Annotated in this window: 24 protein-coding genes and 1 other annotated feature; all 24 genes read left to right on the plus strand. The window is 37.4% G+C overall.

All coding sequences use genetic code 11. From position 1 onward, the window contains the following. Positions 1-3 precede the first annotated feature (3 nt). The gene (locus tag AC1DFT_RS07415; protein WP_477918555.1) at positions 4-1668 is read left to right on the plus strand and encodes a GspE/PulE family protein; all 1665 of its coding nucleotides are present in this window, start codon (positions 4-6) and stop codon (positions 1666-1668) included. A 10-nt stretch (positions 1669-1678) separates the two neighbouring features. Then, complete coding sequence (locus AC1DFT_RS07420) at positions 1679-2719, plus strand: type IV pilus twitching motility protein PilT (RefSeq protein WP_477918556.1); 1041 nt, start codon at positions 1679-1681, stop codon at positions 2717-2719. Then, positions 2719-3924 carry a type II secretion system F family protein gene (locus AC1DFT_RS07425; protein ID WP_477918557.1) on the plus strand — a complete coding sequence of 402 codons (1206 nt, stop codon included), beginning with the start codon at positions 2719-2721 and terminating at the stop codon, positions 3922-3924. The genes AC1DFT_RS07420 and AC1DFT_RS07425 overlap by 1 nt, the downstream gene beginning before the upstream one ends. Before the next feature lie 98 nt (positions 3925-4022). After that, entirely contained in the window at positions 4023-4469 is a 447-nt protein-coding gene (locus AC1DFT_RS07430; protein WP_477918631.1) for a type II secretion system protein, read from the plus strand. Positions 4470-4631: 162 nt separating this feature from the next. Next, positions 4632-5606: a type IV pilus biogenesis protein PilM gene (gene pilM / locus AC1DFT_RS07435; protein WP_477918558.1), complete on the plus strand. Its 975-nt coding sequence runs from the start codon at positions 4632-4634 to the stop codon at positions 5604-5606. Beyond that, positions 5606-6202 (plus strand): hypothetical protein, encoded by a 597-nt coding sequence (locus AC1DFT_RS07440; protein WP_477918559.1) that lies wholly within the window; start codon positions 5606-5608, stop codon positions 6200-6202. The genes pilM and AC1DFT_RS07440 overlap by 1 nt, the downstream gene beginning before the upstream one ends. Further along, complete coding sequence (locus AC1DFT_RS07445; protein WP_477918560.1) at positions 6199-6903, plus strand: potassium transporter; 705 nt, start codon at positions 6199-6201, stop codon at positions 6901-6903. The genes AC1DFT_RS07440 and AC1DFT_RS07445 overlap by 4 nt, the downstream gene beginning before the upstream one ends. 59 nt (positions 6904-6962) lie before the next feature. Continuing rightward, positions 6963-8528, plus strand: coding sequence for a GGDEF domain-containing protein (locus AC1DFT_RS07450; RefSeq protein ID WP_477918561.1), 1566 nt, complete (start codon positions 6963-6965; stop codon positions 8526-8528). A 3-nt stretch (positions 8529-8531) separates the two neighbouring features. Then, positions 8532-9287, plus strand: coding sequence for a prepilin peptidase (locus tag AC1DFT_RS07455; protein ID WP_477918562.1), 756 nt, complete (start codon positions 8532-8534; stop codon positions 9285-9287). 86 nt (positions 9288-9373) lie between these two features. Continuing rightward, entirely contained in the window at positions 9374-10012 is a 639-nt protein-coding gene (locus tag AC1DFT_RS07460; RefSeq protein WP_477918563.1) for a hypothetical protein, read from the plus strand. A 94-nt stretch (positions 10013-10106) separates the two neighbouring features. Continuing rightward, positions 10107-10709, plus strand: a complete 603-nt coding sequence (locus tag AC1DFT_RS07465; protein WP_477918564.1) for a Maf family protein — start codon at positions 10107-10109, stop codon at positions 10707-10709. Beyond that, the gene (gene radC, locus AC1DFT_RS07470; RefSeq protein WP_477918565.1) at positions 10706-11404 is read left to right on the plus strand and encodes a RadC family protein; all 699 of its coding nucleotides are present in this window, start codon (positions 10706-10708) and stop codon (positions 11402-11404) included. The genes AC1DFT_RS07465 and radC overlap by 4 nt, the downstream gene beginning before the upstream one ends. Positions 11405-11498: 94 nt before the next feature. After that, a complete protein-coding gene (locus AC1DFT_RS07475) occupies positions 11499-12518 on the plus strand; it encodes a rod shape-determining protein (RefSeq protein ID WP_477918566.1) in 1020 nt (339 codons plus the stop codon). 13 nt (positions 12519-12531) lie between these two features. Further along, positions 12532-13437 (plus strand): rod shape-determining protein MreC, encoded by a 906-nt coding sequence (gene mreC / locus AC1DFT_RS07480; protein WP_477918567.1) that lies wholly within the window; start codon positions 12532-12534, stop codon positions 13435-13437. Continuing rightward, positions 13434-13961, plus strand: a complete 528-nt coding sequence (mreD, locus tag AC1DFT_RS07485) for a rod shape-determining protein MreD (RefSeq protein WP_477918568.1) — start codon at positions 13434-13436, stop codon at positions 13959-13961. The genes mreC and mreD overlap by 4 nt, the downstream gene beginning before the upstream one ends. Before the next feature lie 37 nt (positions 13962-13998). Continuing rightward, positions 13999-14670: a septum site-determining protein MinC gene (gene minC / locus AC1DFT_RS07490; protein WP_477918569.1), complete on the plus strand. Its 672-nt coding sequence runs from the start codon at positions 13999-14001 to the stop codon at positions 14668-14670. 1 nt (position 14671) lies between these two features. Next, positions 14672-15472 carry a septum site-determining protein MinD gene (gene minD / locus AC1DFT_RS07495; protein ID WP_477918570.1) on the plus strand — a complete coding sequence of 267 codons (801 nt, stop codon included), beginning with the start codon at positions 14672-14674 and terminating at the stop codon, positions 15470-15472. 658 nt (positions 15473-16130) lie between these two features. Next, the gene (locus tag AC1DFT_RS07500) at positions 16131-16676 is read left to right on the plus strand and encodes a hypothetical protein (RefSeq protein WP_477918571.1); all 546 of its coding nucleotides are present in this window, start codon (positions 16131-16133) and stop codon (positions 16674-16676) included. Further along, the gene (locus AC1DFT_RS07505; protein WP_477918572.1) at positions 16669-17265 is read left to right on the plus strand and encodes a site-2 protease family protein; all 597 of its coding nucleotides are present in this window, start codon (positions 16669-16671) and stop codon (positions 17263-17265) included. The genes AC1DFT_RS07500 and AC1DFT_RS07505 overlap by 8 nt, the downstream gene beginning before the upstream one ends. A gap of 51 nt (positions 17266-17316) precedes the next feature. Continuing rightward, positions 17317-17398, plus strand: a sequence feature (ribosomal protein L21 leader region). Between the two features lie 12 nt (positions 17399-17410). After that, entirely contained in the window at positions 17411-17719 is a 309-nt protein-coding gene (rplU, locus tag AC1DFT_RS07510; RefSeq protein WP_093266260.1) for a 50S ribosomal protein L21, read from the plus strand. Between the two features lies 1 nt (position 17720). Beyond that, entirely contained in the window at positions 17721-18056 is a 336-nt protein-coding gene (locus AC1DFT_RS07515; protein WP_477918573.1) for a ribosomal-processing cysteine protease Prp, read from the plus strand. 12 nt (positions 18057-18068) lie between these two features. Continuing rightward, entirely contained in the window at positions 18069-18359 is a 291-nt protein-coding gene (rpmA, locus tag AC1DFT_RS07520) for a 50S ribosomal protein L27 (RefSeq protein ID WP_093266255.1), read from the plus strand. Positions 18360-18472: 113 nt separating this feature from the next. Beyond that, the gene (locus tag AC1DFT_RS07525; RefSeq protein ID WP_477918574.1) at positions 18473-19006 is read left to right on the plus strand and encodes a Spo0B domain-containing protein; all 534 of its coding nucleotides are present in this window, start codon (positions 18473-18475) and stop codon (positions 19004-19006) included. 5 nt (positions 19007-19011) lie between these two features. After that, complete coding sequence (gene obgE / locus AC1DFT_RS07530) at positions 19012-20301, plus strand: GTPase ObgE (protein WP_477918575.1); 1290 nt, start codon at positions 19012-19014, stop codon at positions 20299-20301. Positions 20302-20312: the final 11 nt, after the last annotated feature.

The following is a 20312-nucleotide window of genomic DNA, read 5'->3' on the forward strand; positions in this document are numbered from 1 at the left end:
ATGATGAAAGCAAATACGCGGAAACGTTTAGGTGACTTACTAGTTGAATCACATGTTATTAATAACGAACAATTAGAGTATGCCTTAACCAATAAAAGTAGAGACGAAAAACTGGGAGACTTTTTGATACGGGAAAACTTATTAACCGAGCAACAGTTAATAGAAGTACTGGAGTTTCAATTAGGGATCCCCCACGTCAGTTTAAACCAATTTTCTATCGAACCCGAGCTTATTCACTTAGTCCCTAAGGAACTAGCTAAACGTACGCATATAATGCCAATACGTAAAGATAAAAATAAGTTGCTGATCGCAATGGCTGATCCCATGGATTACTTTGCTATTGAAGAAGTTCGTATGGCAACGGGTTGTCAAATTGAGACAAGTATTGCTGCAAAAGATGATGTATTCCGGACCATTACAAAGTACTATGATTTGCAAGAGTCTATGGACCAAGCATTAGTTGATATGGCTCCAACTGAGTTGGAAAATGATACGCAAATTACGGATGAAGATTCACCAATCGTACGACTAGTGAACCAAATTGTTGCAAATGGTGTTGCCCAACGTGCAAGTGATATTCACTTTGACCCTCAAGAAACGGAATTGCGTGTTCGTTACCGGGTAGATGGCATGTTGAAAACAGAACGAGCGCTACCCAAGCATATGCAAAATGTTATTTTAGCTCGTATTAAAATTATGGGTAATCTGAATATAACGGAAAATAGAGTTCCCCAAGATGGACGTATAAAATTGACTGTTAATATGAAACCAGTTGATATTCGGCTTTCCACTTTACCGACCATATACGGCGAAAAAGTCGTAATGCGTATTTTAGATTTAAGTAGTGCATTGAATAGTACTGAAAAGCTTGGTTTCAATAAAAAGAATTTCGATACATTCAGTGAAATGATTAAAAAACCAAATGGAATTGTATTGATTACTGGTCCAACTGGTTCAGGGAAATCTTCTACTTTGTATGCGACATTAAATGAGTTAAACGGAGAAGATGTTAATATCATTACCGTTGAGGATCCAGTGGAATACCAATTACAAGGCATTAACCAAATTCAAGTTCGAGAAGAAGTAGGACTGACTTTTGCTGCAGGATTAAGATCAATTTTGCGTCAAGATCCTGATATTGTCATGGTTGGTGAGATTCGTGATTTAGAAACTGCTCAAATTGCTGTTCGTGCTTCTTTAACAGGGCATCTCGTATTAAGTACATTACATACCAATAGTGCAGTAGAATCTGTTTCGCGTATGAAAGACATGGGAGTGGAGCCTTTCTTACTTTCCTCTTCTCTTGTTGGAGTTGTTGCACAACGATTGGTTCGTAAAGTTTGCCGTGACTGTATGGAAGTACAAGAGCCAAATGAACGGGAAAAAATTATATTCGCTGAACGTGGTATGGAAATAACCAAGGTGTGTCGTGGTAGAGGATGTCCTGCTTGTAATAATACGGGTTATAGAGGTCGGGTAGCGATTCATGAAGTACTTGCTATGGATGAAGTCGTAAAAGATGTTATTTTGACCGGAAAAAGTACGATGACACTTCGAAGCCATATGAAGGAAACTGGTTATTATAATTTACTAGAAGATGGATTATTAAAAGTGCAACAAGGGTTAACGACGACGGAAGAAGTGCTCCGTGTTGCAACGGCAGATTGAGGTGGATCAGATGAAAATTTCGATTATCAGCTTACTAGAGAAATCTTTTTTGGATCGGGCATCCGATCTTCATATTACCGTAGGACTGCCTCCAGTATTTCGGGTGAATGGTGCCTTGCAAACATTCGGTGATACTGCTTTGGATGAGTATGATACAAAAGAAATGCTAAAAGAGCTTTTGCCTGCTTCGAAAATTCAAGAATTTGAAGAAAAAGGGGAGCTAGACTTTAGTTACGAAATACCAGAGCAATGCCGTTTTCGTATTAATGCCTATCATCAACAAAAGCAAGTATCCATTGCAGCACGTATGATTGATTCGAAAATACCAGCCATTGAGACACTTGGGATGCCAAATGTACTTTATAGCCTAGCGGATAAGCCACAAGGGTTAATATTAGTAACCGGTCCAACTGGATCTGGTAAGTCAACGACGCTTGCATCGATGATTGACTATATTAACTCCACTCAGGCCAAGCATATTATTACATTAGAAGATCCAATAGAGTATGTACATACCCATAAAAAGTCTGTCATTAACCAACGTGAAGTAGGGGCAGATACGCAAAGTTTTGCCAATGGTTTACGTGCCGCACTTCGGCAAGACCCGGATGTCATATTAGTTGGAGAGATGCGTGATTTAGAAACGATTTCTACTGCCATTACCGCGGCGGAAACAGGTCACTTAGTTATGGCAACGTTGCATACAAGTAGTGCGCCAACTACTATTGATCGAATCATAGATGTATTCCCTCCGCATCAGCAAGGGCAAATTCGTATTCAATTGGCCAATGTATTACAAGGAATCATTTCTCAAAGGCTATTCGTTCGACATGACGCAAAGGGGCGGATAGCGGCAACCGAAATATTAGTGCAAACACCGTCCGTGGCAAACCTTATTCGCAATGAAAAAGTCCATCAAATTCAAAACGTCATGCAAACAAGCCGGGCACTTGGCATGCATACGCTCGAATCATCCATACAAAACTTGGTAACTACAGGTAAAGTTTCACTGGAGTCTGCCAAGCCATTTATGAATGTAGGTGAGTATTGATGGTTGTGTTTAAATACAACGGTCGAACGGCACAAGGAACATTAAAAAAAGGCACTGTAGACGCAATAAACAAACAAGCAGCCATAACCAAACTTCGTGCGCAGGGAGTTAATCCAAGGGAACTAGAAGAATCGAAAAGTATTTTGCACAAAGAGCTTTCTATTGGCACAAAAGTGAAAAACCAAGATTTTGTTATATATAGTAGACAGTTCGCAACGTTAATAAGAGCTGGGGTTTCCATTTTAGAGTCTACTAGAATATTAGGAGAACAAACTTCCAGTAAGCCATTGAAAAAGGCATTGCAAGCAGTCGAAGAAGATGTAAAATCTGGTTTATCATTTTCGGATGCAACAGCTAGATATCCTAAAGTGTTTCCTGCCTTATTCGTCAATATGATTCGTGCAGGGGAAGCGACTGGGAATCTGGATGAATCATTAGAGAGATTAGCATTTTCCTATGAAAAGCAATTTAATTTGAAAAAGAAAGTCCAGTCTACGATGGCATATCCGGTCGTTTTACTTGTTCTTACCGTATTTGTTGCGGGGTTTCTGATGTTAACGATTGTCCCCCAATTTGTATCCATGTTTGAAGATATGGGGGCGGAACTACCGGCCATCACAAAAATGGTCATGGGCATTAGTGGAATACTCCAATCATCTTGGTATATTGTTTTGGCGCTAATTCTTATCATAGTTTTCGTATTCAACTATTTATACAAGAATAATGAAGCATTTAATTATTCTATAAATGTTCTATTACTGAGAATCCCGATTTTTGGAAAGCTACTTCAAAAGTCAGCAATCGCACGGATGACTCGAACACTTTCTTCCTTATTCAGTAGTTCAGTGCCTATTTTACAGGCGCTTACCATTGTTGAAAAAGTAATAGGCAATCCAGTAGTAGCAAAAGTAGTACGAGAATCTAGGACAAGCCTAGAACAAGGAAGCACACTAACAGCGCCACTTGAAAAAAGTTGGATTTTCCCGCCACTTGTTACACAAATGACGGCAATTGGTGAACAAACAGGTTCACTTGACTATATGTTAGAAAAAGTTGCAGTGTTTTACGAAGACGATGTCGACCGCACAGTAGATGCCTTGAAATCCTTAATCGAACCACTAATGATTGTGATTTTAGCGGCAGTTGTAGGAACAATCGTTATGGCCATTATGGTACCGATGTTCAGTATGTACGAACAAATTTAATCATTGTTTTCTATTAAAGGAGGTGATAAGTCATGAAAACAATGATGAATGAAACACCTAACCAAATGATTAATACTAATTCTAGGAGGAATAATAAAATGAAAAAATTTACAAAAATACTTAAAAATCAAAAAGGTTTAACACTTATCGAGCTTCTAGCGGTAATCGTAATCCTTGCTATTGTTGCTGCAATTGCAGTGCCATCTATTGGAGGCATAATTAATAATTCTAGAGACAAAGCGGTTTTAGCTGAAGCATCAACAATTATTGCAGGAGCAAAATTAGCATATACTAACGGTGACTGTAAAGGTAAAACTGCAGCAACCCCTGCAGCAGTAGCCGCTGATAATGAAATTTGTGATAATGGTGAAATTCAGAGTTATGTTGATGGTATTACATTAGCCCCTACTGATCAAGTTGCTAAAGCAGATTGGGAATTAACATGGTCAGGTTTAGCAACAGATAAATTTTCATCTGCTACTAGTAAATATATAATTGCAAGCCCGGCTACAGAAGCCGCTATTTTGGCGAAATTAGATCAATAATAAATATTTAATTAGAATTTATTATTGTAAATACAGCAGACCGAGTCTGCTGTATTCCCTTATTTTCACCTTTGAGCAAACGAGCCAATCGTTTCCTGAAATGTGAAACTAAAATAGAAATAGAAATAGAAATAGTTAGAAATATAAAGGGGGTAAACGGCTATGTTCAAAAATAAAAAGAAACGTTTTGTTGCTTTGGAAGTGGATGAATATGTCATCCGGGCAATTGTTATGAACAGCCAAGATATAAAACAAGCCGTTGTGCATGAACATCCTTTAAAAGCTGGAATCATGGAAGGCGATACGATTCGGGATGAGATGGCCTTATTTGAGGAATTGAAAGAACTTGTAGCTGCTTGGGGGATCAAACGTCATGATGTTCGTTTTTTTGTGCCCGATAGTTCGGTTATGATGAAGTCATTTGAGCATCCTGCTGATGTGGTATCTGCTAAGTTAAAAGCTTATGTGGAAATGGAGCTTGGACAAACCATTCATTTGCCTTTTACCAATCCGCTAATTGATGTATATGATGCAAAGCCCAATGACGGGGAAGCGACTCTTTTTGCTGCTCCTTCTGAAGAAGTAGGGAAAATGGCAGGTTTATTGGATGATGTCTCTTTAACGCCGACAGTGGCCGATGTACGGACTTTATCTACCATTCGTTTGTTAGAAAATATGAATGCTTTTACCGATAAAAAGAGTTATCTCATCACGGATTGGTCTATTGGTGGGGTATCCATTAGTATTTATAGGCCTGGGGAGTTAGAATTTCTTCGCTATCAAACGATTGACACTCCCATGCAAAAGTGGAACAGTCGTCAAGGAGATAATGGGGAAGTTCAATTTTCGTATGATGGGGAAATAGAAGAATATCGTATGCTATTAATCGATCAAATCGCTGAAATCGATCGTATTCTCAATTTCTATCGTTTTTCTCTTTATAAAGGGGAAAAAGCAGTAGATGAATTGATCGTCTTAGGAGACTCGCCGGATATTACTTATATTTTAGGTGAAATTCGAGCAAATTATGATACTCCAGTTACTTATATAGGGGATGCGGAAGTTCAAAAGATGTATCCCAACTTTAAAGCAAGACATGTTCCACTTATTGGGCTTGTACATAAGGAGGTAAATTAATGGTTCCTGAAATTAATTTATTGCCAAAAATAGAAGGTAAACAGTCCAGTAACCTTGTTGTTATTTTAGGTATCGTTTTGGTCCTTGCCATTCTATTATTTTTGGGTATGCAATTATTCTCGTTAAAGAAGGATATTAATGCTTTAACATTAGAAGAAACACAAGTAGTGGCAGAACGAGATGTTTTAGCGGCACAAGTCTCTACTCCAAATACAGAGGAACAAGGAAGTCTCTCTTCCTCCGTTGCCTTCGTTGAGAGTGTTTCGTATCCGGTTAGCCCATTAATCGATGAAGTGCATGGATTATTAGTGGAAAACACTTATTTACGAGATTATGAATTTGGAGAAACAGCGGTGAACCTTGGGGCAGATTTTGAAACGATGAATGATTTGTCTATTTTTGTAGAGAAGCTATTAAATAGTGCCTATTTTACAGATGTGCAAGTACAGGAAATTTCAAGTTTTGAGCCATCAGTGGGCACGGAGGCTACTTCTGACACTACGGAGACTAATTTTGATGTGCAGTCACGGTATTCGACAAGGATTAGTTTGATCATTGACCAAGCGTATTTAAGTGCAGGAGGTGCCCTAAAATGAATGATTTAGTCAGTAATAAAAGAACGGGCTATCTATTATTACTTGCACTGGTTGTTGTAATCCTTGGTGCTATTTATTATTTTGTCATTTATCCTTTAAGTGAAGAAAAAAATTCGAAGGAAGTAACTGTATCCAATGTTCGCAGTGAAGTTGCTGTTTTACAAGAACAGTTAACAACTCCAGTAGCGGAAGAGGAGCCTGAAGAGCATACATTTGCTTTAAAGAAAAAAGTTCCGCTTACCCGCGATTTAGATAAGTTAATTCGTTCGATTGAAGAAATTGAACTGATTAGTGAATCCAAAATTATGTCTGTGAATTTTAATAATTATGATGAGGTTGTGTCGGAATCGGCACTTGTTCCAACTCAAACGGAAGAAGAAACGAATACGGAGAACACGGAAACATCGGATATAACAGAAGTAACAGATACAACTACTGAAACAGAAACACCCGTTTCACCAGTTGCAAATATTGTACTTCCTCCACAATTAAAGCTAATCACTTTTAACTTATCAGTTCTAACAAAAGACTATGATCATTTGAAGCAGTTTATGGAAGAACTTGAAAAAGCGGAGCGTATTGTTCGAGTGGATCAATTAAGTTTTTCTTTACCTGGAGAAGAACAGTATTATAAAGTGGATTCAGTCGATTCGATTTCAGTAGAAATTCAAGTAACGACGTTCTTTTACGATGGCGAGTAAACTGTAAATATGTTTACTCGTTTTTTCTTGAAATTATAAAATGGATAGGGAGATAGCCGATGACTTTATCTCAAATGACTATTTATATAGCTGTTTATATCTTACCGGCACTCTATTTGTTTGGTATGGCATGTGTCGTGATTTCTCAGCAGCCGAATCGGCTTGAAAATAGGCTTGTTGCTTCTATTGTCTTCATTTATAGTCTATTATTTTTGGAAGAGTTTTTTAGACATTTATTGCCAATTAGCTATAGTGCGATTATATCGAAGTTGTTTTTGGGGAACTTGGGGCTTCTCGTGCTAGGTATTACCTTTCATCTATATACATATTTAGCTTTTTTTCGAGATCGGGTGAAAAAAAGTGTGTATGTATATCTTTTTTATGTTCCTTTTATTCTCGTCGTCCTTGCTTTGTTATTTGATGTTAATTTAATCTCCAATACGGACTTTGTGTCTGAAGGCATATGGTATGTTCCTGTTTTCAATTTGCAGTATTATGTTACGATCACAGTAGGTAATGTGTTTATCGCATGCATGTTCTTCATCCTATTTGTTGGTTATTTGAAAGCATCATTAGCCCATCAAAAAAACTTACTTCGTTTTTTAATGATCAGTACTGCTGTTGTGTTCATGTCGAATATCGTTTTAGGGTATACGAATTTTGGAGAACATGTACCGCCCTATACCTATATATATGAAGGGATTATTTTCTCTATTTTCCTGTCTATTTCCGTTTTGCGTTACGGCTTATTACCAAATATATCGAAGCGCTATGAAACGCTATTTAACTTAAGTCCAATTGCCATAATKACTGTTAGTAGTAGCTGGGATATATTAGAGATAAATGATTATGCCAAGCAGCAGCTTAGTGTTCATGCAAAAACTACTTGTAATTTCATGCAGTTCGTTCAAACGAAAAACAACCAAAACTTGCTGCGAAAACTTGCTTTTGACTTACAGGAAAATGAAACGATACATGACTACCGGATGACTTTTGAGATGCCACGGAAAGGTAGGATAATACATGTAGCGATTGATGCCTCCCTTGTGCAAACGAAAGAGGATAAAATCTATTACTTTATGTGGCGCGATGTTTCAGAGGAAGTGGAAAAAGAGAAAATAATCATGCATATGGCCTATCATGATACATTAACGGAAATACATAATCGTACTTATTTTGTGATGAAAGTAGGTCATAAATTAGCGGAGATGGTTCGTAAAGAAAGTGGCAACGCAGCAATCGTATTGCTTGATTTAAATAATTTTAAAGAAATTAATGATGCATATGGGCATGTGGTTGGAGATGAAGTGCTTCAGTATACGGCAAATTTATTGAAAAAGGCAGTTCGAAAAAATGATATAGTTGCTCGTTTAGGTGGAGATGAATTTATTTTATTTTTGTCTGAATATGAGTCGGATTCGGCTGTTTTCGAATGGGTGAATGAACTCAGATCAATGTTTGCTACAAATGCGTATGAAAATACGATCATATCTTTGCATGTTGAACCTAGTATTGGCATTGCCTTTTATGGGGAGGACCTGCATACTTTTGAGGATTTATATCATGTGGCTGATTTAAATATGTATGCGGATAAAGAATGTATTAAAAATGTCATAAGGGGCTAGCGAATGGAAACTATTATAATTGTTTTGTTTTTCATATATGGAATCATATTCGGTTCCTTCTTCAACGTAGTTGGTTTACGAGTTCCTAAGGGAGAATCGATTGTAAAACCTCCATCGCATTGTACGGTTTGCGATCGGAATTTGACTATAGTCGATTTGGTTCCTGTGTTTTCCTATCTTTTTTTGAAAGGAAAATGTAGAGGTTGTGGAACGAAAATTAGTTGGATATATCCAGTGATGGAGCTTGTGACGGGTTTATTATTTGCCTTTGCTTATGTTCAACTCGGCTTTTCGATTGAGTTGTTTGCCGCCATTTTATTCATTTCTATGCTTGTCATCATTACTGTTTCTGATTTGGCCTATATGCTTATTCCTGATAAAATTTTGATGTTCTTTTTAATTCCTCTCATTGCTGTCCGTGTATTTTCACCACTAACGCCTTGGTGGGACAGTATTGTAGGAGCTGTTATTGGGTTTGGCGTCTTATTTTTAATCGCGCTACTGTCGAAAGCTGGTATGGGCGGCGGCGATATAAAGTTGTTTTTTGTAATTGGTATTGTGCTAGGATTGACTAATACTTTATTGACTTTATTTTTAGCTTCGGTTATTGGAACGGTAATTGGTATTATCGTATTGCGAAAAGCGAAAAAGGGTAGGAAAACGCCGATTCCCTTTGGTCCATCGATTGCCATTGCGGCGATACTTGCTTATTTCTATGGAAATTCGCTTGTCGATTGGTATGTGAATTTGTTTTTTTAACTCGATAAATTTTTAGGACGAGCCGACATAGGTCTCGTCTTTTTTTATGTCTTTCGTGATAAGGTTGTGAAAAAAGAGGTGATGTCATGCCGATTAGAAGGCGAAATCCGAGAAAGAAGATAATATTAGCTGGTGTTCAAGGGCTTATCATTGGCGTGGTTGGCGTTTTACTTTTTGGTTTTATCCTTAATTTAGCCAATGATAAAAAAGTGGAAGTTGCAAAAGAGGAAGATACGACACCGACTGCTGAACAATCCACTGACGGGAAAATAGAGGCTACTGCAGATGGAACTTTGTCTTTCCATGTAAAACAGTACGGTATGTTTTCCTCAAAAGAAAGTGTTATCTCTTTTATGGCAACGCAACCTTCTTTAGAAAAAGCAGGCATTGTGCAAGTGGAAAATCAGTTTTTTGTTTGGAGTGATCTATTTTTAAATGATGTGCCGACTCCACAAACAGAAGCACTTCCTAGTTTCAATAAAAATATCTTAGTTTCTACAAGTGGGTGTGAAGATCCAAAAGTGAAGAAAATGATTAATATTTTACAAGAAGATAATATATCTAAAAATTTTTTCGACTCGATTGCCAAAAAAGAAGATTATCCAGATGATTTAATGACTATTGTACAAGCAGTATCAACATTTTCGGATGTTTCTTCTGTCATGCGATTACATGTTTTTGCGCATTATTTAGAAAAGAACAATTGCGTAAAATTGAGTTTTTGAGCAAAATACGAAGGAGAAATGAAATAGTTTTGTTTTTTAGACAATTTTCCTTTTTTCAATTTTTTTGTATGCTATTGAAAAGGAGGAATTTACATTGAAATTAACAACTGATTATTCATTTATACTTGCCAGTGAGTCGCCAAGAAGAAAAGAGCTCTTTAGTAAATTAGCTATTCCATTCCAAGTGCAACCAGCAAATATTGCAGAAGAGCTAGAAGGGGAACTTACGCTAGAAGATATGGCCATGTCTATAGCTAATAAAAAAACGGTGCCGATTGTAGAAAAAAATCCAACCGCTATTGTAATTGGAGCAGATACGATTGTTCATTTAGAACAAGAATTTTTAGGGAAACCGACAAATAAGGAACAGGCAAAAGAATATTTAAAAAAACTTTCTGGACGTACGCATACTGTGGTGACAGGTGTCTCCATTCAAGGAGGCGGGACAAGTATCAGTTTTGCAGAGTCTACGCTTGTGACATTTTATGAACTAACCGACGAGCAAATAGATGCTTATGTCGCGACTGGAGATTCTTTGGATAAAGCTGGTGCCTACGGTATTCAAACGATGGGAGGATTATTCGTAAAAAAAATCGAAGGGGATTACAATAATGTTGTCGGTTTACCGATTAGTCGTTTGTTCCAAACGTTGTTAACACTTGAAGTAATTGCGTTTGAAAAGGAGATAAGCAAATGACTTTGGATGTACCACCTTCTTTAATGATTCGTGATGTTCATATAGCCGACCGCCCTCGAGAAAGACTTATTCGACAAGGTGCACAAAGCTTGTCCAATCAAGAATTAATTGCAATCTTGCTTCGTACAGGTACGAAGCAAGAGTCTGTTCTACTGCTAGCTAATAGAGTGCTTAACTTTATCGAACAAATTCAAGAATTAAAAAATACTACCTTGGAAGAAATGATGTCCGTCAAAGGGATTGGAGAAGCAAAAGCTGTCCAACTTCTCGCAGCTGTTGAGTTAGGAAGAAGACTTTCTCAACAACAAACGGATGAAAAATTTACAATTCGCTCTCCGAAAGATGCCGCAAATTATTTAATGCCAGATATGACTTCCTTAAAACAAGAACATTTCGTTGTTCTTTTCCTTAATGTTAAGAATCAAATCCTTCATAAACAAACGATATTTATCGGTTCGCTTAATGCTTCCATAGTACATCCTAGAGAGGTGTTTCGCGAAGCCGTAAAACGCTCTGCAGCCTCGATTTTATGCGCACATAACCACCCATCCGGCAACGCTTCACCCTCACCTGAAGATATCGATGTTACTAAACGATTAATAGAAGCAGGACTGATAATGGGAATCGAGTTAGTCGATCATTTGATCATCGGTGATCATCAATTTATCAGTCTTAAAGAAAAGGGGTACATGTGACACTGTGCATTTTTCTTTCTATCCGTTATAATGAGAGTTATGACTTTAAGACAATTAAGTGAAACTTGTTGGAGATAGAAAGGGAGTAAATATAGTGTTTGGATTTGGATCAAGAGATTTGGGAATTGACTTAGGAACAGCGAATACGCTTGTTTTTATTAAAGGAAAAGGAATTGTATTAAGAGAGCCTTCAGTTGTTGCAAAAAATGTACAAAATGGTTCGATTGTAGCCGTAGGGAATGACGCAAGAAATATGATTGGTCGTACACCTGGATCTATCGTAGCAATTCGTCCAATGAAAGATGGAGTTATTGCGGATTTTGATACAACATCTGCCATGATTGAATATTATTTAAAAAATGCGATGAAGGCATCAGGTATGTCGTGGAGTAAACCAAATGTAATGATTTGTGTACCATTTGGCATTACTTCAGTAGAACAGCGTGCAGTGATTGATGCAGCAAAACAAGCCGGAGCACGTGATGCGGTAACGATTGAAGAACCGTTTGCAGCTGCAATCGGAGCAAACTTACCTGTTTGGGAACCTACGGGAAGTATGGTCGTTGATATAGGTGGAGGAACAACGGAAGTGGCCGTTATTTCACTAGGTGGTATCGTGACAAGTGAATCTGTCCGTGTAGGTGGAGACGCGATGGATCAAGCCATTACAAGTTATGTTCGTAAAACCTATAATTTAACAATCGGGGAACGTACAGCAGAAGCGATTAAAATGGAAATTGGTTCGGCAAGAGTAACTGGTGCAGAAGAAAAAATGGACATTCGCGGACGTGATTTAGTTACTGGATTACCGAAAACGATTGATATTACATCAACTGAAATTGCAAGTGCACTTCGTGAGTCTATTGCTTCTATTATTGATGGAGTAAAGAAAACGTTAGAGCAAACACCACCAGAATTGTCTGCAGATGTCATGGAACGTGGAATTATGCTTACTGGCGGTGGAGCATTACTGAAAAATTTAGACAAAGTAATTAGTGATCAAACAAATATGCCAGTATTTATCGCAGAAGATCCATTAGATTGTGTTGCTATCGGTACAGGAAAAGCACTTGATCATATGGGCTTATTAAAGCGTCAACAAACTAGAAGTTAAGGAGAAGTGAGCAATGCCACAATTTTTTTCAAATAAGCGATTAGTCTTGCTGCTTGTAGGGATGATATTTCTTGTGGCACTCATCAGCTTTTCTTTGCGAGATCGAAATCATGCGTCATTACCTGAGCAATTAATTAAAGATGTGGTCGGTTTTGGACAAACTATGTTTTCCAAGCCGACCCAGTATGTTGTAGGTATTTTTAATAATGTCGAATCTTTACTTAATACATATGATGAAAATAAACGGTTGAAAGCAAGATTAGAAGATTATGCCACCTTACAAGCTAGTGTTAATGATTTAAAGATAGAAAATGAAAAAATACGTAAAATTATCGATAAAGAAGAAAACCTTCGTGCGTTCAATCCAATCCAATCTACTGTTATTGCACGTAATCCAGATCAATGGGAAGAAAAGATTATTATTGATAAAGGGGAAATACACGGTGTCGATGTCAATATGGCAGTAATGACATCCCAAGGGTTAATCGGTAAAGTTATTTTAACGACTCCGTATACGTCGACAGTGGAACTTTTATCTACTCAAAATCCGAATTATCGAGTTTCGGCAGTTATTGCAGCAGATGAGCAAGAAGTTTTTGGTTTAATAGAAGGATATGATATAGAGCGTAAAGAATTAGTATTAAAGCGAATCGATTCCGAGTTCGAAGTGAAAAAAGGCCAAAAAGTAACTACATCTGGTTTGGGTGGGATTTTTCCGAAAGGTATTTTAGTCGGGGAAGTGACCGAAGTGACGACGGATGATTATGGTTTAACTCAACTTGCTTATGTGAAACCTGCAGCAAGCTTTTCTATTTTAGATCATGTCATTATATCGAAACGAACGATTAATCCAGTAGATGGGACAGATGGTGGAAATACAGAAGCTGATTTAACAGAAGGTGCAGGGGAAGAATCATGATTCGTTATGTAGTAGTCATTATTTCGGTTCTATTGTTTTATATGGAACCGATTTTTGGACTTTTTTCACCTATAGAATTGAATGGAGACTTTTATGTTTTAGTTCCTCGCTTTTTAATCATGTATTTAGTATTTATCGCTATTTATTATGACCGAAAAAGGGCCATGCTTTATGGGTTGATTTTTGGACTCTTGTACGATGTCTTTTTCATTGATATTATTGGATTATATTCTTTTATTTTTCCGTTAATGTGTCTAGTAGCTAGCTTTATTGTAAAGTTTATACATCATCATTTACTGGTTTCCACTATTTTGACGCTTCTTTTAGTAGCGGCAGTGGAAATAATATTGTTTTTGTTCTATACATACATTGGTATTAAATCAATGACATTTGCGGACTTTTATCAATTTAATCTTATCCCAACGATGATTGCTAATGGGGTATTTATCTTAATGTTTGGATGGTTGTTTAAATATATTCTTCTAAATCGGTCTAACCAAAAATTATTACTTCTTCAAAAATAATCGTTGTTGGCTAGACAGTAGATCTGAGGTGACTTGATTGACGAAAAAGCAGTTAATATCGATTAAAGGAACAAAAGAAGGGCTTGTATTACGTCTAGACGATCAGTGTTCATATACAGAGCTTTTAGAAGAGTTAGCGAAGAAGGTATCTGATGAAGGATTTGAAGGTCAAGCGGAAGTGCTGTTACAGCTAGGATATCGATATTGTAATGATGAGCAGGCCAAAGAAATTATTAATTGTGTACAACAGACGGAGCATCTTCGTGTAACAAAAATTCAGAGCGATGTAATGACCGTCGAAGAATGTAATAGAAGATTACTAGAAAACCAATCCGAGACATACGTGGGAATCGTGCGTTCTGGTCAAATTATAACAGCAGTCGGAGATTTGGTTGTCATTGGGGATGTAAACCCAAATGGTCGTGTTATCGCTGGTGGTAATGTATTTGTCCTAGGACGATTAAAAGGAATCGCGCATGCGGGTGCAAACGGAAACAGAGATGCAGTTATTGCAGCATCATGGTTAGAAGCAACACATCTGATTATCGATAATGTCATTGAAACGATGACAGATGAGTTAACTGTTCTGTCTGAACACCCTGAAATGGAATGCGCTTATTTACATACAAATGGTTCGATCGCCATTGATCGCCTACAAGAACTACGATTATTAAGACCAAATCTATCAACATTTAAAGGAGGAAGCTAATGTGGGTGAAGCAATTGTAATAACTTCTGGGAAAGGTGGAGTCGGTAAGACGACAACAACTGCAAATCTTGGAACTGCATTGGCTCTACAAGRCAAAAAAGTTTGTTTAATGGATACGGACATCGGTTTAAGAAATTTAGATGTTGTACTTGGGCTTGAGAATAGAATTATTTATGATTTAGTAGATGTTGTGGAAGGTCGTTGTAAGATACATCAAGCACTAGTGAAAGATAAACGTTTTGAGGATCGATTATACTTATTGCCAGCAGCGCAAACAACGGATAAAAACGCGGTAAACCCAGAGCAGATGAAAGAACTTGTAAACGAGTTGAAACGTGATTATGACTACGTATTAATCGATTGTCCAGCAGGCATTGAGCAAGGCTATAAAAATGCGATTGCTGGTGCTGATAAAGCGATTGTCGTAACGACACCAGAAATTTCTGCTGTTCGTGATGCGGATCGTATTATTGGATTATTAGAACAAGAAGAATCGATTGACCCACCAAAGCTTATCATCAATCGTATTCGTCAGCACTTAATGGCTAAAGGCGAAGCACTTGATATTAATGAAATTACGACGCATTTATCTATTGATCTATTAGGAATTGTTGCAGATGATGAGAGTGTTATCAGTTCTTCCAATAAAGGAGAGCCGGTTGTAATGGATCCATCTAATCGTGCAGCACTAGGCTACCGAAATATTGCTCGCCGTATTTTAGGAGAATCTGTTCCATTAATGTCTATGGACATGCCTAAAAAAGGTGTAATCTCTAAACTTAAATCTATTTTTGCTAAATAATATCTTACATGTTGACTAATTAATATAATAATCTGATTTTTTATAATACCAGGGTGCCACTAGCTGTGCTAGTAACACCCTGGCATTTTTTATGCTTAGAAAACTATAAAAGTTTAGATATATGGATAATTTTTTTCAGGTAACATATGGTATGGCATTTTAAAATAATAGGTGGTATAAGGATAATGCGGCTTAGGCAGCGCTACGGCAAATATATCCGGTCTATTTATAAATGCGCAACATATCCAGGGATACTTGCAACATTTATAAATAGTGCGTCAAAGTCCTAGTCGTCTCACTCCAAGTCAACTTTTTATTTTGAGAATTGGTTGCCTTCGCAAGCGATTTGGTTGCTCTCATGCGGATTTGGTTGCTTTCACGTTGATTTAGTTGCTTTCCGAATAGAATTGGTTGCTTTTAATGCTTGATTAGTTGCCCTTAGCCATTTATTGGATTCATAGTGTTTGCGTGAGACGCACTATCCCTATTATGTGCATCGTACCATTCGCTTATCGGGTCAGAGACATGCGCTTTAGCATAAAGCTGTAGAGTTACCGAAGCATTCATTGCAAGCTATGGCCTAATTAATTTACCATTCACTTCTTTTTTGTTCATTTATTTGTACTTGCCATCATACATTTCTACTAGGGGGAATGTTATGCTTTCAAAACGAAAATGGGCGTTTGCATTACTATTTGTGTTAGTTTTTTTCGTAGTAGCCAACCTGGAGGAAAATAATACACTATCGACCAACTATACAAATGTGCTATTAGAACCTCAAAAGCCAGCTGAAGTATATAAAAAAGTGATGGCATGGGTAGAACACTCGGACAAAAAAATTAAAGTAAGTGCACCTGTGGCGGACCCTCCTTTAATCGAATATAAATCGATTCAACCTTTAGGTGACGGGGCCATCTTAGCAGTAGAAGAATCGCAGGATTTGTATGCATCTGAAAATGGACTGATTATTTTTACAGGCTATAAGAAAAACACAAGTAAAACGATGTCCATTTTATATGATACAGGGGAGACAGCCACATTTGGATTTGTAGCAGAGTTTCATCAACTACCCTATACTTCGGTGAGCCCGGGAGATATATTCGCAACGGTGGAGAACGAATTACTATATATTCAAGTAGAAAAAGATGGGAAAAACTTAGAAATGAGCGAACTTGTTGATTGGCTAGCAGCAACCTATGAATAAGCAGGTATTTAGAGTACATCCTATTATGATTCCGTTTTTCCTATTTTTTTATTTGTCTGGGGAAATCGCAATCTATTCAATAGTATTTGGCTCTTTGCTTATTCATGAAGTTGGTCATTTAATCGCGGCAAAACTAGTAGGGATAAAAGTACGATCTTGCACAATTTTACCGTACGGTGGAGAGATTAAGATGGAGCAGTTTTCGAAAGTGCCAAAAAATGGACAGCTATTCGTCATTTTCGGTGGACCATTTTTTACATTTTTGCTGATGATTTTTAGTTTTTTCATCGACTTTCCGCAAGATCGTTTTATTTTTTTCACCCAATTAATTATATTATGTTTAAATCTTCTTCCAATTTATCCTTTAGATGGTGGACGGGCTTTAGATGCGCTTTTTCCGGATAAGTATGAGATGCTAATTGGCTTTTCCATTTGGATAAGTAGCCTTATTTTTGTTATTAGCTTAGCTTATTTTCCAAGGGCTGTATCGGTTTCGTTCCTTTTTTTGTTTATCGTTTTGCAAAACTATTCTTATTGGAGATTTCGAAAGTACAAGCTAGCATTTGAACGAATAACGAAAACTGCTTGACGTGGTATTTTATATGTGATAATATTCAAATGTTATTGTTTGTAGCAGCACCCGTTGCTACAACCGCTCTGACAAGGTTGAAGTATTCAGGTAACCTGAATCACCTTTGTAGAAGGCGAGTCTTAGTCTAAGAGGAGGTGCAAGTATGTACGCAATTATTGAAACTGGTGGTAAACAAATCAAAGTTGAACAAGGGCAAGAAATCTACATTGAAAAATTAGATGCAAATGCTGATGAAGTGGTAACTTTCGACAAAGTTTTATTCGTAGGTGGAGATGATGTTAAAGTTGGTGCTCCATTCGTGGAAGGTGCTAAAGTTACAGCGAAAGTTGTAAAAAACGGCAAAGCTAAAAAAATCATCGTTTTCAAATACAAAGCGAAAAAGAATTACCGTAAAAAACAAGGTCATCGTCAACCATACACTAAATTAGTAGTAGAATCTATTAGTTTATAAGATGATTAAAGTGACGATAACGAGAGATCAATCAGGTCTGATTCATTCATTTGAAATGAAAGGACATGCTGATTTTGCGGAACATGGGAAAGATTTAGTATGTGCTGGAGCGTCAGCTGTATCATTTGGTGCAGTGAATGCAATGATCGTGCTTACAGAAATTACGCCTGTCATAAAGCAAAAAGGTGACGGAGGCTATTTATACGTCGAAGTACCGAGCATATCAAATTCTGAAAAAGCTGCCAACATACAGTTAATTTTAGAAGCGATGATTGTTTCTTTACAAACGATTGAGCAAGATTATAGTAAGTATATAAAAATAACCTTCAAAAAGTAGGAGGTGGAACATATGTTAAGATTAGATCTTCAGTTTTTCGCATCCAAAAAGGGAGTTGGTTCGACTCGTAACGGTCGTGACTCTCAATCGAAACGTCTAGGCGCTAAACGTGCTGACGGACAATTCGTATCAGGCGGATCCATTTTATACCGTCAACGCGGTACTAAAATTCACCCTGGTGAAAACGTTGGACGTGGTGGAGATGACACACTTTTTGCGAAAGTTGACGGTGTAGTGCGCTTTGAGCGTTTCGGCCGCGACAAGAAAAAAGTAAGTGTATATCCTGTAGCTCAAGAAGCTTGATGATAAGAGAAGGACTGCATTTATGCAGTCCTTTTTTTTAGGTTAGAGCAATAACGTCTTATTCCTGTTATACTTATAAATACAACAGCATAAAAGGGAGCGTGGTATCTATAATGGATGATAAAGAGATAACGATTAACAATGTACTGCGCCATTCTATGCATGATTTCTTGAATAACTTACATTTAATACAAATGAATTTAGATATGGGCAGGATTGAAGAAGCCAAAAAATTAATCAGTAATTATTCGTCCAAATGTAATCAGTTTTTTGATATGAACAATATTGGTCTAGCTAAAACAAACGAATGGTTACAAACGTTTAGTATGAGATATAATAAAATGACTTTAGTTGTTCAAACATCTCTTTTAAATAGCGGAGCAAGTAAATATGATGCTACACTTCGGGAATACTTAGAATGTTTTCTTCAATCCATTTACCCGAATCTTAGAGGATATCAAGAGCAATTATTTAAAGTTCATATTAGGACGGAAGAACAATTAGAAATCCAAATAGATGTTCAAGGAGATTGGTCTTTCCATTCGTGGGTGGAAGAATCATTTACAGATCTTTTTCATATAGAGGAACAGGTAAATACAGAAAACGAAATTAAAGTTAAACTAATTGCAAGTGAAAGATTGGAGTGAAATAAATGTTTGTAGATCACGTGAAGATTTATGTAAAAGGTGGAGACGGCGGAGATGGAATGGTAGGATTCCGTCGTGAAAAGTATGTTCCTATGGGCGGTCCAGCAGGTGGGGATGGAGGAAATGGTGGCGACGTTATTTTTGTTGTGGATGAAGGTTTACGTACATTAATGGATTTTCGTTATAAGCGTATTTTCAAAGCAACTCGTGGTGACCATGGTGGAAGTAAAAATATGCATGGTGCCAATGCAGATGATTTATTCGTAAAAGTTCCTCCGGGTACTGTCGTAACGAATGAAGAAACTGGAGATGTAATTGCGGATCTAGTTGAGCATGGTCAAAAAGCAATTATTGTAAGAGGTGGACGCGGTGGTCGAGGAAATTCCCGATTTGCAACACCAGCCAACCCAGCACCAGAGCTTTCGGAAAAAGGGGAGCCAGGATTTGAGTTAAATGTAATCTTGGAACTTAAAGTATTAGCAGATGTTGGGTTAGTAGGTTTCCCAAGTGTCGGGAAGTCAACTTTACTATCCGTTGTATCCGCAGCGAAACCAAAAATTGCTGCTTACCATTTTACAACGATAGTACCGAATTTAGGAATGGTAGAAACAGAAGATCATCGTAGCTTTGCGATGGCTGATTTACCAGGACTAATTGAAGGTGCGTCTGAAGGGGTTGGATTAGGTCACCAATTCCTACGTCATATTGAACGTACACGTGTAATTGTGCATGTTATCGATATGTCGGGAATGGAAGGTCGCGATCCATATGAAGATTATTTAACGATCAATGAAGAGTTAAAACAGTATAATCTACGCTTAACAGAAAGACCTCAAATAATTGTTGCAAATAAAATGGACATGCCTGATGCGGAAGAGAATTTAAAAGCATTTAAAGAAAAAGTGGGACCTGACATGAAAGTGTTCCCAATTTCAGCAATATCGCGTCAAGGATTGCAAGAACTATTGTTTGCTGTAGCAGACTTATTAGAAGTAGCTCCTGAATTCCCATTAGAACAATTAATGGAAGAAGAAACCGAAACATCTGTTATGTACAAGCATGAAGCGAAAAAAGATGATTTCGAAATTTCTAGAGATGATGACGGTGCATTCGTATTGTCTGGCGGAACAGTAGAAAGATTATTTAAAATGACTGATTTCAGCAGAGAAGATTCTATACGCAGATTTTCTAGGCAGCTTCGTGGGATGGGTATCGATGATGCACTTCGCGAACGCGGTGCAAAAGATGGCGATACAGTACGATTATTACAATTTGAATTTGAATTTATCGAGTAGGAAAGAAGGGG

This window comes from Psychrobacillus sp. 05T411, assembly GCF_056396485.1.

What these genes read in the sequence shown, in the direction of transcription:
- AC1DFT_RS07415 (WP_477918555.1), top strand. Translation starts at nt 4, where the DNA reads ATGAAAGCAAATACGCGGAAACGTTTAGGTGACTTACTAGTTGAATCA.
- AC1DFT_RS07420 (WP_477918556.1), top strand. Translation starts at nt 1,679, where the DNA reads ATGAAAATTTCGATTATCAGCTTACTAGAGAAATCTTTTTTGGATCGG.
- AC1DFT_RS07425 (WP_477918557.1), top strand. Translation starts at nt 2,719, where the DNA reads ATGGTTGTGTTTAAATACAACGGTCGAACGGCACAAGGAACATTAAAA.
- AC1DFT_RS07430 (WP_477918631.1), top strand. Translation starts at nt 4,023, where the DNA reads ATGAAAAAATTTACAAAAATACTTAAAAATCAAAAAGGTTTAACACTT.
- pilM (WP_477918558.1), top strand. Translation starts at nt 4,632, where the DNA reads ATGTTCAAAAATAAAAAGAAACGTTTTGTTGCTTTGGAAGTGGATGAA.
- AC1DFT_RS07440 (WP_477918559.1), top strand. Translation starts at nt 5,606, where the DNA reads ATGGTTCCTGAAATTAATTTATTGCCAAAAATAGAAGGTAAACAGTCC.
- AC1DFT_RS07445 (WP_477918560.1), top strand. Translation starts at nt 6,199, where the DNA reads ATGAATGATTTAGTCAGTAATAAAAGAACGGGCTATCTATTATTACTT.
- AC1DFT_RS07455 (WP_477918562.1), top strand. Translation starts at nt 8,532, where the DNA reads ATGGAAACTATTATAATTGTTTTGTTTTTCATATATGGAATCATATTC.
- AC1DFT_RS07460 (WP_477918563.1), top strand. Translation starts at nt 9,374, where the DNA reads ATGCCGATTAGAAGGCGAAATCCGAGAAAGAAGATAATATTAGCTGGT.
- radC (WP_477918565.1), top strand. Translation starts at nt 10,706, where the DNA reads ATGACTTTGGATGTACCACCTTCTTTAATGATTCGTGATGTTCATATA.
- mreC (WP_477918567.1), top strand. Translation starts at nt 12,532, where the DNA reads ATGCCACAATTTTTTTCAAATAAGCGATTAGTCTTGCTGCTTGTAGGG.
- mreD (WP_477918568.1), top strand. Translation starts at nt 13,434, where the DNA reads ATGATTCGTTATGTAGTAGTCATTATTTCGGTTCTATTGTTTTATATG.
- AC1DFT_RS07500 (WP_477918571.1), top strand. Translation starts at nt 16,131, where the DNA reads ATGCTTTCAAAACGAAAATGGGCGTTTGCATTACTATTTGTGTTAGTT.
- AC1DFT_RS07505 (WP_477918572.1), top strand. Translation starts at nt 16,669, where the DNA reads ATGAATAAGCAGGTATTTAGAGTACATCCTATTATGATTCCGTTTTTC.
- rplU (WP_093266260.1), top strand. Translation starts at nt 17,411, where the DNA reads ATGTACGCAATTATTGAAACTGGTGGTAAACAAATCAAAGTTGAACAA.
- AC1DFT_RS07515 (WP_477918573.1), top strand. Translation starts at nt 17,721, where the DNA reads ATGATTAAAGTGACGATAACGAGAGATCAATCAGGTCTGATTCATTCA.
- rpmA (WP_093266255.1), top strand. Translation starts at nt 18,069, where the DNA reads ATGTTAAGATTAGATCTTCAGTTTTTCGCATCCAAAAAGGGAGTTGGT.
- AC1DFT_RS07525 (WP_477918574.1), top strand. Translation starts at nt 18,473, where the DNA reads ATGGATGATAAAGAGATAACGATTAACAATGTACTGCGCCATTCTATG.
- obgE (WP_477918575.1), top strand. Translation starts at nt 19,012, where the DNA reads ATGTTTGTAGATCACGTGAAGATTTATGTAAAAGGTGGAGACGGCGGA.